The organism is Streptomyces sp. NPDC005931, assembly GCF_042871235.1.
Taxonomy (GTDB): domain Bacteria; phylum Actinomycetota; class Actinomycetes; order Streptomycetales; family Streptomycetaceae; genus Streptomyces.
Window position 1 is genome coordinate 262,253 of record NZ_JBIAIG010000007.1, and the last position, 14,739, is coordinate 276,991.

Sequence of the window (14,739 nt, forward strand, 5' to 3'; positions counted from 1 at the left end):
TCACACCCGCTGCGGCACGACCGCCACCGGGCACTGTGCGTGGTGCAGCAACGCGTGACTCACCCGACCGATCTGCAGACCGACATGGCTCTGCCGGCGTCGGGCGCCGACGATCACGAGGTCGGCGGCGGCCGACCGGGACACCAGCACCTTCCCGGCCGGTCCTTCGACCGTCGCCGGGCGCACCCGTACCCCCGGGTGGCCGGCCATGGTCTCACGCAGCAGCTCGTCGAGCCGCGCGGAGGCGCGCGCCTCCTGTTGACGCGCCGGTTCACCGTTCGGTGGCCGCGGGCGTCCGGCGGGCTCGTACGCGGGGCTGCGCCATGCCCGTACGACGTCGAGGACGCTTCCGCGGACCTCGGCCTCGTGGAAGGCGAACCGTAGGGCCTCGCCAGAGGTGTCGGGGTCACCGGCTCCGAGCAGGATCCGCTCGTGCCGGCCGGCCAGTCCGGCCGGGTCACCCCGGACGACGACCACCGGGCAGTGCGCGCGTGCCGCGACGGCCAGGCCGACCGACCCCAGGAGCAGCCCCTTGAGACCACCGTGGCCCCGCGAACCGGTCACCAGCAGCGAGGCGTTGTTCCCCTCGCGCAGCAGGGCGTCCACCGGCTCCTCGGGCAGGACCGCGGTGGAGACCTCGACGGTGGGGTTGCGCCGTCCGGCACGCTCGGCGGCGGACGCGACGACGTGTTCGGCCGTCACCTGGGCCGGGGTGCCCTCCCGCTCCGGGGCGGGCTCGCCCTCGTAGCGCTCCCACAGCGAGGCGTGCACCAGCCGCAGCGGCAGGCCGCACCGTGCTGCCTCGTCCACGGCCCAGTCGACCGCCAGGAGACTCGGGTCCGATCCGTCCACGCCCAGAACAAGGGGCAGTCCGGTCATGTGGCCCACCGCCTCTCGCCACTCCGGTGCTGCCGCGCCGGAGCCACCGACTCGTTCTCCACCGTCTCACGCGTTCCGCCGTGCGACGAGGGGACGCTCGGCCCTGTACGGGGTCGCTCGGTCCATGGCGGGGTTTTGCGCGGCACGGTGGCAGCCGTGGGTCGTCACTCGTTCGGGCCCTTCCTCGGTGGTGGAGCCTGCGGTCCACAGCAGTGGAGGTCCCGGTTCCGCGTATCCGGCGCCCTATGGGGAGGCGCACGGCACTCGGCACTCCCGGCTGGGGCCGAAAAGCCCTCGGGGTGGCCCGGGCGGCCTGTGGCGCCCACCGGGCCACGGGCCCAGTCTGGAATCAGCAGCCTTGCGGCGGCACGGAGGACCCGTGACGGACCCGCGCACGGCCCGCCCTGCGGGCGCCGTCCACGCCCGGCCGGTCGCCCCCGCACGCCCCGGCCGGGAGACCGGGGCCGGCCGCGGCGGCTGGAAGGAAAAGGAGACGGAGCGATGACACCCACCACCCTGGCCGCCGCCCTCCCCGCCGAGCACCGCGAGCGGCTGATGCAGTACGGCCGCGAGGTGTCCTTCGACGCCGGGGTCCGCCTGTTCGAAGAGGGCCGGCGCGCGGACCGGTTCTGGATCATCAGGACCGGTACCGTCGCCCTCGACCTGCACGTCCCCGGCCGCCGCGCCGCCGTCATCGAGTCGCTGGGCCATGGGGAACTGGTGGGCTGGTCCTGGCAGTTCCCGCCCCACGTCTGGCACCTCGGCGCCGAGACCACGAGCCCGGTGCGCGCCTGGGAGTTCGACGCGGAGGCCGTTCGGGAGCTTGCGGCCCGGGACGCGGAGTTCGGCCGGGCGATCGCCCTGTGGATCGGCCGCGTGGTGTCCCAGCGGCTGCACTCCACCCGGATCCGGCTGCTGGACCTGTACGCCCCCTACGGCAGCGGAAGCCGGTGACGGCGGGGCCCGTCCGTCCCGCCCGGGGCGGGACGGACCCCCTGCGACGGCCGGGCCGCGACCCGCGCGTCCGTTCGCCGCGGCCTTCCTCGACCGCACACGACAGCACGAGGAGAAGACCATGAACGACAGCCCGCGCACCGTGAGCGACGTCATGACGCACACCGTCGTGGCCGTCGGGCGGGACGCACCCTTCAAGGAGATCGTCCAGCTCATGGATCAGTGGAAGGTGAGCGCCCTGCCGGTGCTGGAGGGCGAGGGGCGCGTCGTGGGTGTCGTCTCCGAGGCCGATCTGCTGTCCAAGGAGGAGTTCCGCGACAGCGACCCGGACCGGTTCACCCAGATGCGCCGCCTGGACGACCTGGCGAAGGCCGGGGCGCTGACCGCCGGAGAGCTGATGAGCACTCCGGCGGTGACCGTCCACGCCGGGGCCACGGTCGCCGAGGCCGCCCGCATCATGGCGCTGCGCAAGGTCAAGCGGCTGCCGGTGGTGAACGACGAGGGTCTGCTCGAAGGCGTCGTGAGTCGCGCGGACCTGCTCAAGGTCTTCCTGCGCACCGACGACGACATCGCCGAGGAGGTTCGCCGGGACGTCGTCGCCCATCTCTTCCCCGCTTCTCCCGAGCCGGTCCGGGTGGCGGTGTCCGAGGGCGTCGTCACGCTCACCGGCCGCGTCCGGGACACGTCCCTGGTGCCCGTCGCGGCCCGCGCCGTGCGCGCGGTCGAGGGGGTCGTCGACGTCGAATGCCACCTCACGGGCGGATCGTCGCCGCAGATGACCGGCTGACGACCGCCGTTCGGGATCCTCCGGCCGGACGGCGGATGTCCTCACGCGCTGCGACCGGCCCCGCGCCCCGGAAGGCAACCGGGCGCGGGGCCGGTCGCGGTCACGTGCCGACGACCGTCACGCCCCGGCCGACGGCCCGGGCGGGCGATCGTCCGGGAAGTCGGGGTCCAGGGCCGGGCGACCGTGCGGGCCGGTGAGCTCACAGCGCACGTCCACCACTCCCTCCACGGCCCGGAGCAGGCGCACCGCGACGGGCACGAGGGAGGCGTCGGGCACGTGACCGGTCATGGTGACCACTCCGTCGCGGACCTGCACGTCAACCGCCTCCAGGGAAGCGGGGAAGCGGCCGGCGACCACCTCGCCGCGGATCTCGTCGGCGATGTCGTCGTCCGCCCGCAGGAACACCTTCAGCAGGTCGGTGCGGCTGACGACGCCTTCGAGGGCGCCCGTGTCGTCGACGACGGGCAGTCGCTTGACCCGGTGCCGGGCCATGATGCGGGTGGCCTCGGCGATCGTGGCGTCGGCGTGGACGGTCACCGCCGGTGCGGTCATCAGTTCCTCCGCGGTGACGGCGGCGGCCTTGTCGAGATCGGGCAGGCGGCGCAGGAACGCGGGCCGTTCGGGGACGCTGTCGCGGTACTCCTCCTTGCGCAGCAGGTCGGCCTCGGAGACGACCCCGATGACCTTTCCCTCGCCGTCCAGCACCGGCATGGCGCTGACCGCCCACTCCTCCATGGTCTCCACGATGTCCTTGAACATCGCCCCGCCGGCCAGGGCCACGACGGTGCGTGTCATGACGTCGCTCACGATGTGCGGGGAGCCGTGCATGGCGTCCTCCAACGGGGTCGTACGCTCTCGGACGGTTCGTCAGCGGGTCCTTCCCCGTGCCGGTGCACGTCACGGGGTGAGGGACCCGTGGTGCGTCGGCCGACGAGTTCCCGGCCGGCGAGCACTTCGGGAAGGATCCGCACGAAGACCTCGTCGGGGACCTCCTCGGGCCCCTCCACCCACGCACGGGGGCCGGTCCGCAGGAGCCGCTCGTGCTCCTCCCGGTCCGTGACCACGGCCGCGGAACCGATGACGACCACGCTCCAGCCGGAGCGGGCGACCGGGTCCACGTCGTCGGCCTCGAAGGCGACCACGGCACCGTCGATCGCCCGGACCAGTTCCGAGGCGGCCGCGGTGCGCAGCAGTACCGCTCCGTCGTGGTCCAGGCCGAAGCCGACCGGCAGCACGGCGGGCAGCGCCCGGCGGGTGTGGACGACACGGCCCACGCGCACCCCGGCCAGCAGCCGGAGGCACTCCGGCCGCTCCAGTTCGCGAAATCCGTCGTTCCAGTACATCAGCCGACTCGTCCTCCGCCCGGTACAGCGTGGGTACGGTGCACTTCCATCGTGCGGACAGCGGGTCTCCCGGGCCGAGGGCCGTGGGTCCCGGCCGGGCAGCAGAACGGCCCGGAGGAACGGCACCGCCGACGCGCGAGTCCCCCGGGGCGCCGGAGCCCCGCGCGGCCCTGCCGGTGCGGGGCGTGCGGCACGCCGTCGTTCGTCGTGTCGCGGGGCCGGTCCGGGTCGATTCCGGGCGTACGGCGCGCCGTTCCCGGGCCGGCCGGGGCGGGCGGCCGGATACCGGGCCGTCCGGCCCTGTCACGGGCCGGTGCGAGCCGCTGCAATGGACGGTGAGACGGTTCTGCCCGCGCCGCGCGTGAGGGGATGTCACATGCGTTTCGACGACCTTTCGGACACCTCACGGCACCTGGGCCGGTGCGCTCGGCGGCTCCACGGCGCCACCGACGTTCTGCTCGGTCTGGTGCGGAGCGGTCCTCCCGGGGCCCGTCGCCGCGTCCGCGCCCGGCCCGGCACCGCCACCCGGGGAGGTGAGGGGAAGGTGACCGCGCCGCTCGCCACGCCCCGCGTCCCCGGGTCACCTGCCCGGTCACCCGGCCGGTCGCCCGCAGCCACGGGGCCCGCATCGGACCACGACGTCGAGGTCGGTGCCGGATCCGTCGCGCTCACCGCCCGTCTGGCACTGCCCGCGACGGTCCGGGCGGTGGTCGTCTTCACGCACGGCGGCTCGAACCGGCCGGACGCGGCCCTCGGGTCCGTCACCGCCGCCCTCGGCTCCGTGGGAGTCGGCTCATTGGTGCTGGACGTGCTCTCCGGTGAGGAACTGCGCGACCGGCACAACGCGTTCGACATCGTCCTGCTGGCCCGGCGTCTTCGGGCCGCCTCCCACTGGGTGCGTCAGGAGACGGCGCTGCCCGTGGCCTACTTCGGTTCCGGTACGGGCGCGGGTGCCGCCCTGGAGGCAGCGGCGGGCGACGACATCCGGGCCGTCGTCTCCTGCGGCGGGCGCCCCGACCTCGCCAGCCCGGCGGCACTGTCCCGTCTTCGCGCTCCGACGCTGCTCCTGGTCGGCGGTCTCGACACCCGGGTGCTCGGCCGCAACCGGATCGCGGCCGACTGGATGCTCTGCGAGCACCGCGTCGTCGCGGTCCGGGGCGTCGCCGACCTGTTCACCGAACCCGGCGCCATGGACACCGTCGCCGACGTGGCGCGCGACTGGTTCACCGCCCACCTGGCGGGACCGGACGCGGCGGCACCCCCACCGCTGTCTGCGTGACCGCTCTCCGGACCCGGCCGCGGCTGGGTCCGGACGGCCCGGGGTCGGGGCACCTCCCGGGTGCTCACGCCCAGCCCGCGGGCACCGGCATCGCAGACGGCCCGGTCCCGGCGCAGGACCCTGGGCCGCAGCGGTCGCCCGGGCAGCCGACGGGCCCGCCGGGCCGCGCACGTCCGCGCCCGGCGGGAAGCGGGGCGAGCGGGCGAGCGAGCGGTCGGTCAGGGGGACGGCCGCTCGCCGTCGGGGCGGGACAGGTGCCGCCGCGCCCTTGCCGGCCGGCCCGGCCGCCGGTCTATACGCGTCCGGGCCGGCGACCGGGTGCTCAGCCCTGGTGGCGCGTGGCCATCTCGGTCGGCCCGGCCTCCGGTGCCGCCGCGAGCGCCGCGGCACGGGCCCGGCGCCGGGCCGCGAGGGACTCCCGTGCCGCTTCGCGCGGGTGGCGCCGGCGCCAGTACGGGTTGTCGTGCGGCAGCTTGCCCGACACCCGTCCGTACATTCCGAAGGTGAGGATGAGCAGCGCCATCAGAAACGTGAAGATGACGTTGGTCATGCCGAAGCCGAGGATGTTGGCGGGCTTGTCGAGCACGAAGATGTGGGCGAAGCCGCTGAGCAGGAACAGCGAACCGACGATCATGTTGAGCGTCGAGGCGAAGTTGCCTCCGACCACGGCGCCGCCGATCAGGACCAGGCCGACGACGACCGAGAGGAGACTGAGTGCTCCGTTGCTCGTCATGCCGGCGATCTCCGTGCCGTCCGTGGTGAAGGGACTGAGCCGGTCGGCGAAGCCGAGGCAGCCGAACACCAGCAGGATCACACCGCACAGCCCGGCCCCGTAACGGTAGACCGTGGCCAGTGCGTGGTCGACGGGAAGTTCGTCGCGCAGCCTCATGACGCATCCTCTCCGACGCGGGGGCGGGGTCACGGGCGGACGCCTGTCCGTCCGCCTGTGCCCTGTCTTCCCCTCGTGGAGGGCGGGTGGTTGCACCCGAGGGCGAGGGCCACCTCGCCGACGGTTACGCGTCGGGGGCGCTGTCGCGGCGCAGGAGGACCAGTTCGCGGTTCATCTCCGCCAGGAAGCGCGCGACGACGGCGAGTTCCCCGTCGGTGAAGCGCTCGAGCGCGCTTCCGGTGCTGCTGGCCAGGGGACGGAAGTACTCCCTGGCGACACCTCTGGCCGTCTCCGCGTAGTGCAGGTGCACCACACGGCGGTCACCGACCGCCCGGACGCGGCGGATGTGCCCCGCCTTCTCGAGACGGTCGAGGCACGCGGTCACCGCACCGGACGTGAGATTGAGCTGCTTGCGCAGCCGACCGGGCGTCATGGGGCCGTTGTCGGGATCGGCGTCCAGGATCGCGATCAGCGCCTGCACGTCCGTGAGGTGCAGGCCCTGCGTGTGGGCGAACTCGTACGCGATGCGATTGAACTCGGCGTTCATCCGGCGCAGGAGAACCGCGAACGACTGCAACCCGAGCGGGCCCTCCTCGGGAAGTGATGCCGAGGGGTGGTCGCCGGTGCCGTCCATGGCGGCAGTATATATTCTCTCAATCATTGAGATACTTGATGGATTAGATAATTCGGCTGCTGTCTGGGGATGTCCATGAGAACGACGTCGCGCTGGGCGCGATGGCTCGTACCGCTCGTCCTGCTGGTCGTCTGGCTGGGGGTGGGCGGAACGCTGGGGCCCTACGCGGGCAAGCTCGGCGAGGTGGCCACCAACGACCAGGCCGCCTTCCTGCCGAAGAGCGCCGAGTCGACCCTTGTGCTCACCGAACGCGAGGCGTTCGACCAGTCCGAGTCCCTGCCCGCCGTCCTGGTCTGGACGGCGGACGGCGGGCGGGTGACCGAGCGGCAGCAGGCGGACGCCACCCGTGCGGTCGGCGAACTCGCCGGACGGCCCGGGATCGTGGGCCGTCCGTCACCCGCCCTGGTCTCCGAGGACGGGAAGGCGATGCAAGCCGTCGTGCAGCTCGAACCCGACCTGGGAGAGGGCCTGCCGGACGTTCTCGGCGAGGTGCGCGGTACGGCGCGGAGCGTGCCGGACACCACGGCACAGATCGCCGGCCCCGCGGCGAGCCAGGCGGAGCTGTCGGACGCCTTCGCGGGGGTCGACGGCCTGCTGCTGGGGGTCGCCCTGGGGGCCGTGCTGCTGATCCTGCTGCTGGTGTACCGGAGCGTCCTGCTGCCGTTCCTGATCATTCTCGGCTCCGTCTTCGCCCTGGGACTCGCGTGCGCCGTGGTCTACGCGCTGGCGGAACGGGACGTGGTGCGGGTGGACGGCCAGGTGCAGGGCATTCTGTCCATCCTCGTGATCGGTGCCGCCACCGACTACGCCCTGCTGCTGTCCGCCCGCTTCCGCGAGGAGCTCGCCGTACGCGGTGACCGGGCCGCGGCGGCCGTGGCGGCGGTGCGCCGCTCCTTCGGGGCCATCACGGCCAGCGCGGCCACCGTGGCACTCGGCCTGCTGGCGCTGCTCGCCAGTGGCCTCACCAACAACCGCGCCCTCGGGCCCGTCGGCGCCATCGGCATCGCGTGCGCCGTGATCTCCACCCTCACCTTCCTGCCGGCCGTCCTGGCCCTGCTGGGCCGCACCGCCTACTGGCCCTCCAGGCCGAAGGAGTCCGACGCTTCCGTCGAGGGGCACGGCGTGTGGCGCCGGGTCGCGGCGAAGGTGGACGCCCGACCGCGCCGGACCTGGGTGGTGACCGCACTGGTGCTCGGGGTGTTGGCGGCCTTCTCCCCCTCCCTGTCCGCCAAGGGCGTGCCGCTCGACGAGATCTTCGTGAACGACTCGCCCTCGGTCAGTGCCCAGAAGACCCTCGGCCGTCACTTCCCCGGCGGTTCGGGCAATCCCGCCGTGATCATCGCCGACGCCGACCGCGCCACTCGGGTGACGGCCGTGGCGGAGGGCACCGACGGGGTGGCCTCGGCGACGCCGGTCTCCGCCTCGGGCCGGCCGAGCGCCGACGACCCGCTCGTCGTCGACGGCCGCGTCCAGATCAACGCCACGCTCGAGGCGGCGGCCGACAGCGACGCCGCCAAGGCGACCGTTCAGCGGCTGCGCGAGAACGTGCACGCGGTCCCCGGCGCCGACGCACTGGTCGGCGGGTACACCGCGCAGCAGTACGACACCCAGCGGACCGCCGCGGACGACCGCACCGTCATCGTCCCGCTGGTGCTCGCCATCATCCTGCTGATCCTTGTGGTGCTGCTGCGCTCGCTGCTGGTCCCCGTCCTGCTGGTGGCGACCGTGGCGCTCAACTTCCTGGCGACGCTGGGGGTCTCGGCCCTCGTGTTCCAGCACCTGCTCGGCTTCACCGGAACGGACGCCTCGGTGCCGCTGTACGGGTTCGTCTTCCTGGTCGCCCTCGGGGTCGACTACAACATCTTCCTGATGTCCCGGGTGAGGGAGGAGGCGGTCACGCACGGCACCCGGCAGGGCGTGCTGCGCGGGCTGACGACGACTGGAGGGGTCATCACCTCGGCCGGTGTCGTGCTGGCCGCGACGTTCGCCGCGCTGGTGGTCATCCCGCTGGCCTTCCTGGTGCAGATCGCGTTCATCGTGGCCTTCGGCGTGCTGCTCGACACGCTCGTGGTCCGTTCGCTCCTGGTGCCCGCCCTGGTGATCGACTGCGGCCCGCGTGCCTGGTGGCCCAGTGCCCTGGCCCGCGACGAACGCACCGGATCCGGCGGCCGTGACCGCCCCAGGACGGTGACCGCCCCAGGACGGTGACCGCCCGGGGACGGTGACCGCCCGGGGACGGTGGCCACCCGGGGATGGTGGCCGTCGTGTCGAAGCGGCCGGCGGCCCACCGGTCACGACGGGCGCGCCCGGGCCGACGGCGGCCGGCCACGGCCGGATCCGGCGGCCCGTTTCCGTGGCGGTCCACGGCCGTGTCCCGCGTGCCGCTGCCCCGATGGAGTGAGCAGTTCCCCGGACAGACCCTCCACAAGGCGGTCGGTCACCGCATCCGCCGGCCGACCGGGTACAGAAACCCTTGGTGTCCGGTGACCGCTGGCGAAGGGGCTGTGCATGCTGGAACTACGGCGGACGGCGGCCGAACCGACCGGCCTCGTCGACGACCCGCTCATGGCCGGCGACGTCGGCGGGGCCGCCGAAACGGTCCTGGGCCGCGTCCTCGACGCCCGGCTGGCCCGGGCCCGGGAGGTCGACGCCGTCTTCTCCCGGGACGTCGCCGGCCGCGTCACGGCGTTCGTCCGGCGTGGCGGAAAACGGCTGCGCACGGCCTTCGCGTGGTGCGGATGGCGGGCCTCGGGCGGGTCGGGCGACCTCACGGCGGTACTGGAGACGGGAGCCTGCCTGGAACTCCTCCAGGCGTGCGCCCTGATACACGACGACGTGATGGACGGATCGGTCCTGCGCCGGGGAGCGCCGGCGGTGCACGTCGATCTCGCCCGTCGGCACTGGGCCGCACGGATGGCCGGCTCCCCGGAGTCGTTCGGGGCGTCCGCCGCCGTCCTCGCCGGCGACCTGGCACTGGCGTGGGCGGACGACCTGCTCACGGAGATCGCGCTGGGCTCGCCGCACGGTCCCGCGCTGTACCGGGAGTGGCAGGCGATGCGCACCGAGATGGTCGCCGGGCAGTACCGCGACCTCCACGCGCAGGCGACCTGTGCCTCGGGACTCGACGAGGCGGTGACCATCGCCACGCTGAAGAGCGCCCTGTACACCGTCGAGCGGCCCCTGGCGCTGGGCGCGTCGCTGGCCGGCGCCGACGAGCACGCCCTGGAGGCGCTGCGCTCCGCCGGCCGGTGCGCAGGGCTTGCCTTCCAGCTCCGCGACGACCTTCTCGGCGCCTTCGGCGATCCGGCGCGGACCGGGAAACCGGTCGGCGACGACCTGCGGGGACGCAAGCTCACCTACCTGCTCGCGGTGGCCCTCCGCCTCGCGGACGCCACCGGGGACGAGGAAGCCGCCGCCGCGCTCGCCCCGGGCGGAGCCGCGTCGGGTGACGCCGTGGAACGCGTACGGGCCGCGCTGGAGCGGACCGGGGCCCGCGCCGTGGTGGAGTCCAAGATCACGGAGCTGGCCGCCATGAGCCTGCGGCACTTCGGGCGGACCGGAGCCGAGCCCGCCGTGCGGCGGGAGTTCGCGGCCCTGGTCGAACGGGCCTCGGGCACCGCCCCGCAGCGCACCGCGGACAGCGGGTGAGGACGGTCCCGGGAGCGCCGGTCGGGTCGTCGGGTCGGCACGGGGGTGACCGACCACGCCCGTGCCCCGCACCGGCCGGGCTCCGGGGTCCGCGGTCGCGGTCGCAGTCGCGGTCGTGGACGCGCCTCCGGAACGGGCGGCGGGCCCCGCCGCGTGCGGATCGGCGGACCGCAGGACCCCCCTGCGCGTCTGATGCCGGTGAAACGCCGCGGCACCGTGGAGGCCGTACGCCTTCACCCGCTGGGGCGGTCGGCCTCGTCCACGACCTCACCGGCTCCGGGCGCCCGGCGCCGGACGGCACAGGGCCGCGCACCGGCAGCGGTGACGAGCCCGCCCTCCCGGCCTTGCCGACACCCGACCGCCGCCAGAGTCGCGCAAAGGACCGGAGCGCGACGCCGGGCGCCCCCGGAGAGCTGCCCGCACGACACGGGGCCACCCGCCAACAGCGGTCCGGGCCCGCCCCACAGGCCATGACCGACACGACCGCCGCCAGAGCCGCACAAGGCGTGGGAGCGGTGGCGCGCGCGTCCCGTTTCCTGCGGTGCCGCGGACGAGGGCGACCGGCGCGGCCGATGACCCGGTGCAGGGGTGCGCCCGCTCCCGGGCACATCGTCCCGGCCCTGCGACGACGTCCTCTCGGGGCCTGGCTGTCCGGACGCTCCTCGTTCTCCGTCTGCGGGATCGATCGGCCGTGCCTCGTGCGGCGGACGCTCCCCGCCCTCCCCGCACCGACGCGAGCCCCGGGCGACTCGCCGCTTCGGCCACCGCCCTCGCCGGGCCAGTCGTCGCCTCGCCCACGGCTCCCGACGGACCGGCCGCGCCGGACCGGCCGCGCCGATCCGGCCGGGCGCCGACCCGTCCCCGAGGACCGGCAGGGCGTCACCCCCGGACGACGGACTCGATGACGTCGACGGCCTGCGCCAGTCCCGCGGGGCGCGGCAGTCCGGGCAGCGCGTGGCCGGCCCAGCCGGGACCGAGGGTGAGGACGACCGGCCTTCTGCGGGCGCCGCGCACCCCCCATTCCATCGCTGCCACGTGCTGCGCGAGCGGTCGGCTGGCGGTGGTGCGGGACTGCGCCCAGAGCCCCACCGCGGCCGGTCCGGTCCTGCGGACCGCCGTGACGAGGGACTCCACGGGCAGGGCCCCGCCGAACATCAGGACGGGGAGGGCGCGTTCGGCCAGCGCGGCGGTCAGTACTTCCAGCGGCAGGGTGTGGTTCTCGCCCGGCACGCAGGCCAGCACCGTGGTCGCCCCCTGCCGGTCGGCGGCCACCGGCGCGGAGCAGCGCCGGAGCGCGCCCGAGACGTGCCAGGTCAGGAAGTGCTCGACCTCGACGTACCGCTCCCCCGAGCCCTCCCACTTGCGGCCGACCGCCTGGAGCGTCGGCATGATCACCTCCGTCCAGGCGGCCACCAGGCCGTGCTCCTCGATCGCCTCCGCCAGCAGCCGGTCCACCACGGCGGCGTCGAGGCGCAGTGCGGCGCGGGCGATTCCCTTGCATTCCTGGCGCACATCGCCCAGCCGGAGGCCGCTTCCCGCCCGGCCCCCGGCGGATCGCTGCGGCCGCTGAGACGCGGTGGCGGCCCGCGCGGGCGGCTCCGTCTCCAGCGGCAGTTCGTCGCGCGCCATGCGGGCGGCCTCGGCCGGCGGGATGCCCGTCGCGGTCAGGGCGCACATCCGCTCCAGGCGCGCCACGTCTCCGGCCGTCCAGCGGCGGTGCCGACCACCGGTGTGCGCATCGGGGCCCAGCCCGTAACGGCGGTCCCACGAACGGATCGTCGTCGGGGCCACGCCCAGCCGCCGCGCCACCTCGCCGGTGGTCAGTCCGCCGCCGCGCGCCGTCTCGTCGTCGTGGTCGTCGTGGGTGTCGCTCACACCACCACGGTACGCCATTTACGACGCACAAACGATGCATGTTGGCTGCGTCGTTTTACTGCCCCAAGACTGGCGGCAGACGCGGGGCCGCCCACGCCGGGCAGCCCGCCCCGAGGCGGTCGGACCGGCGCCCTGGGCCCCGCACAGGGAACACGGCAGGAGGAACCGGGCCATGAGCACGAAGCGATGCGTCACCGCCCTCTCCCCCGCAGTGCGGGAAGCGCCGCACGACTGGGAGACGATGCTCGAGGACGAACTGGCCCGTGGCCTCCTCGCCGCCGACGAGATCGCGTTCGCCGCGATCTACCGGCGCTGGGGAGCCCTGGTCCACACGCTGGCCACCCGGTCGCTCGGTGACACCCACGAGGCCGAGGACGTGACCCAGCAGGTGTTCCTCGGCGCCTGGCGGGGCCGGGCCGGTTTCCGTCCGGAGCGGGGCCCGCTCGGCGCCTGGCTCGTCGGCATCACCCGACGCAAGATCGTCGACGCGCTGGCGGCCAGGACCAGGCGGGCGGAGCTCGCCGACTCGTCCGCCCGCGGCGCCGAGGCGTCCGGCCGGGACGAGGCGGGTCCGGAGGAGGTACTGGACCGGGTCCTGCTGGTCGACGAGCTCTCCCGGCTCCCGCACCACCAGCGGGAGGTGTTGTGCCTCGCGTTCTACGCGGACCTGACCCAGGCTCAGATCGCCGAGCGGACCGGACTGCCCCTGGGCACCGTGAAGAGCCACGCCCGCCGGGGTCTGTACCGGTTGCGCCAGGCGATCGAGCAGGGCCGCGACGCCACGGAGGCGGCATGACCGTGCCGGAGAAACGCCCCGGCGCGCATCCACGACGGCACCCGCACCCGAAACACGATCGACACTCCACCAAGGGCAACGCCCCCTGAAAGGGATGAATCCCATGACGTACCGAATCCCCACTGTCGTCGCCGCCTCGGCCGGTGCCTGCGCCCTGGTCCTCGGTGTGAGCGCACCCGCCCTCGCGGCCGCTCCCGCACAGGACGGCGACCAGGCCATGGTGTCCGTCTTCCACGGTGTCCCGGGCCTGACCGTGGACGTCTACGCCAACGGTGAGGAGCTGCTCGGCGACTTCGAGCCCGGCACCGTGACCGAACCGCAGGCCCTCGACGCCGGCACCTACGACATCAAGGTCTTCGAGGCGGGACAGGGCCCCGACGGAACACCGGCCGTGGAGAAGAAGATCGAGGTACCGGCCGGAGCGAACGCCACGGTCGCCGCCCACCTCTCCGCCGACGGCAAGCCCCGGCTGACGGCGTTCGTCAACGACGTCTCGGCGGTCGACGCCGGAAAGTCCCGGCTGACGGTGCGTCACGTCGCTGCCGCACCGGCCGTTGACGTCCGCGCGGGCGGACAGCCGGCGTTCACCGGCCTGGAGAACCCGAAGGAGGACACCACCACGGTCGACGCGGGCACCGTGAGCGCCGACGTCGTGCTCGCCGGCACGGACACCGTGGCCATCGGCCCGGCCGACGTGGACCTGAAGGAGGGAACCAGCAACGTCGTCTACGCCTGGGGCAGCGCCGAGGACAAGAACCTGGCGCTGAAGGTCCAGACGTTCAGCGGCATGGAGTCGGCGCCCAACGCCGTCAATGCCGGGCGGGCCGGCGTCGCCGTCGCCCCGAACTCGTCGGAGGGGTGGCAGGCCTGGGTGGCGGCCGCCGGGGTGGTGACGGTGACGGGCGTCCTGGTCGGCCGCCGGTTCGCGAGCCGGCGTGCCTGACACAGGGGCACGGCTCACCCTGCTGACGGTGTCGGCCGCCGCGCTGACGGTGGTTCTCACCCTGCCGGATGCACCGGCGCGGCCCTCCCCGCCCCCGCCGGACTTCGGGACCGTGGCTCCCGTCCGGGACGCCGCGGCGACCCGGACGGCGAGCCCTCCGCCACGCGAAGCCGGCGCTCCGCGCCACGACCCGCCGCCCGAGCGGATCATGGTGCGCGGCGCCGGCCTCGACGCCCCGGTACGCCCGGTGGGCGTCACCGGGGACGGCGCCATCGCCGTGCCCGCGGATCCGGCCGTCGCCGGGTGGTACCGCCACGGCCCGGCCCCGGGGGCGAGCGAGGGGGCGGCCGTGCTGGTCGGTCACATGGACGACGACACCGGCGCCCTGGGCGAGTTCGCCGCCCTGTACGACATACGGCCCGGGGACCGGGTCGAGGTCCGGCGCACGGCGGCGGAACCCGTGGTCTACCGCGTCGTCGCCCGTGCGACGACCCCGAAGGACGACCTTCCGCCCGACACGTTCCGCAGGACCGGCGCCCCGGTCCTGCGGCTCGTCACCTGCGCGCCGCCGTTCGTCCCCGGCGAGGGCGGCTACCGGGCCAACCTCGTCGTCACGGCCGAGCCGCTGCGGGACTGAGCGCACCGCGGCCGGTCCGCACGCCGGGGATCGTGCGGGACAGCACCCGGAGCACGGAGCGCGAGGAACGGGAGG

The 14,739-nt window shown here is 74.4% G+C and carries 13 protein-coding genes and 1 pseudogene; 8 read left to right on the forward strand and 6 right to left on the reverse strand.

Translation table 11 applies throughout. The features are described 5' to 3' along the window. Positions 1 to 879 (reverse strand): universal stress protein, encoded by an 879-nt coding sequence (locus ACFYOV_RS19060; RefSeq protein WP_389089138.1) that lies wholly within the window; start codon positions 877 to 879, stop codon positions 1 to 3. 501 nt (positions 880 to 1,380) lie between these two features. On the opposite strand from ACFYOV_RS19060, the gene ACFYOV_RS19065 reads away from it, so the two are divergent. Together ACFYOV_RS19065 and ACFYOV_RS19070 are read left to right on the forward strand one after the other, a co-directional pair. Continuing rightward, a complete protein-coding gene (locus tag ACFYOV_RS19065) occupies positions 1,381 to 1,833 on the forward strand; it encodes a cyclic nucleotide-binding domain-containing protein (RefSeq protein ID WP_389089139.1) in 453 nt (150 codons plus the stop codon). A gap of 121 nt (positions 1,834 to 1,954) precedes the next feature. Beyond that, positions 1,955 to 2,620, forward strand: a complete 666-nt coding sequence (locus tag ACFYOV_RS19070; protein ID WP_389089140.1) for a CBS domain-containing protein — start codon at positions 1,955 to 1,957, stop codon at positions 2,618 to 2,620. Positions 2,621 to 2,737: 117 nt separating this feature from the next. Here ACFYOV_RS19070 and ACFYOV_RS19075 read toward each other — a convergent pair whose 3' ends face one another. Further along, positions 2,738 to 3,448: a CBS domain-containing protein gene (locus ACFYOV_RS19075; protein WP_389089142.1), complete on the reverse strand. Its 711-nt coding sequence runs from the start codon at positions 3,446 to 3,448 to the stop codon at positions 2,738 to 2,740. 89 nt (positions 3,449 to 3,537) lie between these two features. Beyond that, positions 3,538 to 3,963: pseudogene (locus tag ACFYOV_RS19080) on the reverse strand (pyridoxamine 5'-phosphate oxidase family protein); the annotation flags it as partial. Positions 3,964 to 4,507: 544 nt separating this feature from the next. Between ACFYOV_RS19080 and ACFYOV_RS19085 the strand changes: the two are divergent. Beyond that, positions 4,508 to 5,242: a dienelactone hydrolase family protein gene (locus tag ACFYOV_RS19085; RefSeq protein WP_389089143.1), complete on the forward strand. Its 735-nt coding sequence runs from the start codon at positions 4,508 to 4,510 to the stop codon at positions 5,240 to 5,242. 322 nt (positions 5,243 to 5,564) lie between these two features. Here ACFYOV_RS19085 and ACFYOV_RS19090 read toward each other — a convergent pair whose 3' ends face one another. Then, positions 5,565 to 6,131 carry a DUF4383 domain-containing protein gene (locus ACFYOV_RS19090; RefSeq protein WP_389089145.1) on the reverse strand — a complete coding sequence of 189 codons (567 nt, stop codon included), beginning with the start codon at positions 6,129 to 6,131 and terminating at the stop codon, positions 5,565 to 5,567. 124 nt (positions 6,132 to 6,255) lie between these two features. Continuing rightward, positions 6,256 to 6,765 (reverse strand): MarR family winged helix-turn-helix transcriptional regulator, encoded by a 510-nt coding sequence (locus ACFYOV_RS19095; protein WP_389089146.1) that lies wholly within the window; start codon positions 6,763 to 6,765, stop codon positions 6,256 to 6,258. Between the two features lie 75 nt (positions 6,766 to 6,840). Here ACFYOV_RS19095 and ACFYOV_RS19100 point away from each other — a divergent pair, with 75 nt between their 5' ends. Together ACFYOV_RS19100 and ACFYOV_RS19105 are read left to right on the forward strand one after the other, a co-directional pair. After that, positions 6,841 to 8,973 (forward strand): MMPL family transporter, encoded by a 2,133-nt coding sequence (locus ACFYOV_RS19100; RefSeq protein ID WP_389089147.1) that lies wholly within the window; start codon positions 6,841 to 6,843, stop codon positions 8,971 to 8,973. 300 nt (positions 8,974 to 9,273) lie between these two features. Then, positions 9,274 to 10,413, forward strand: a complete 1,140-nt coding sequence (locus ACFYOV_RS19105; RefSeq protein WP_389089149.1) for a polyprenyl synthetase family protein — start codon at positions 9,274 to 9,276, stop codon at positions 10,411 to 10,413. An 879-nt stretch (positions 10,414 to 11,292) separates the two neighbouring features. Here the strand turns inward: ACFYOV_RS19105 and ACFYOV_RS19110 are convergent. Then, positions 11,293 to 12,306 carry a MerR family transcriptional regulator gene (locus ACFYOV_RS19110; protein ID WP_389089150.1) on the reverse strand — a complete coding sequence of 338 codons (1,014 nt, stop codon included), beginning with the start codon at positions 12,304 to 12,306 and terminating at the stop codon, positions 11,293 to 11,295. 223 nt (positions 12,307 to 12,529) lie between these two features. Here ACFYOV_RS19110 and ACFYOV_RS19115 point away from each other — a divergent pair, with 223 nt between their 5' ends. The 3 genes from ACFYOV_RS19115 to ACFYOV_RS19125 all read left to right on the forward strand — a co-directional run bounded on the left by ACFYOV_RS19115 (position 12,530) and on the right by ACFYOV_RS19125 (position 14,664). Beyond that, positions 12,530 to 13,084 carry a sigma-70 family RNA polymerase sigma factor gene (locus ACFYOV_RS19115; protein WP_389089246.1) on the forward strand — a complete coding sequence of 185 codons (555 nt, stop codon included), beginning with the start codon at positions 12,530 to 12,532 and terminating at the stop codon, positions 13,082 to 13,084. 103 nt (positions 13,085 to 13,187) lie between these two features. After that, positions 13,188 to 14,027, forward strand: a complete 840-nt coding sequence (locus ACFYOV_RS19120) for a DUF4397 domain-containing protein (RefSeq protein ID WP_389089152.1) — start codon at positions 13,188 to 13,190, stop codon at positions 14,025 to 14,027. Further along, positions 14,020 to 14,664 carry a class F sortase gene (locus ACFYOV_RS19125; protein ID WP_389089153.1) on the forward strand — a complete coding sequence of 215 codons (645 nt, stop codon included), beginning with the start codon at positions 14,020 to 14,022 and terminating at the stop codon, positions 14,662 to 14,664. The genes ACFYOV_RS19120 and ACFYOV_RS19125 overlap by 8 nt, the downstream gene beginning before the upstream one ends. Positions 14,665 to 14,739: the final 75 nt, after the last annotated feature.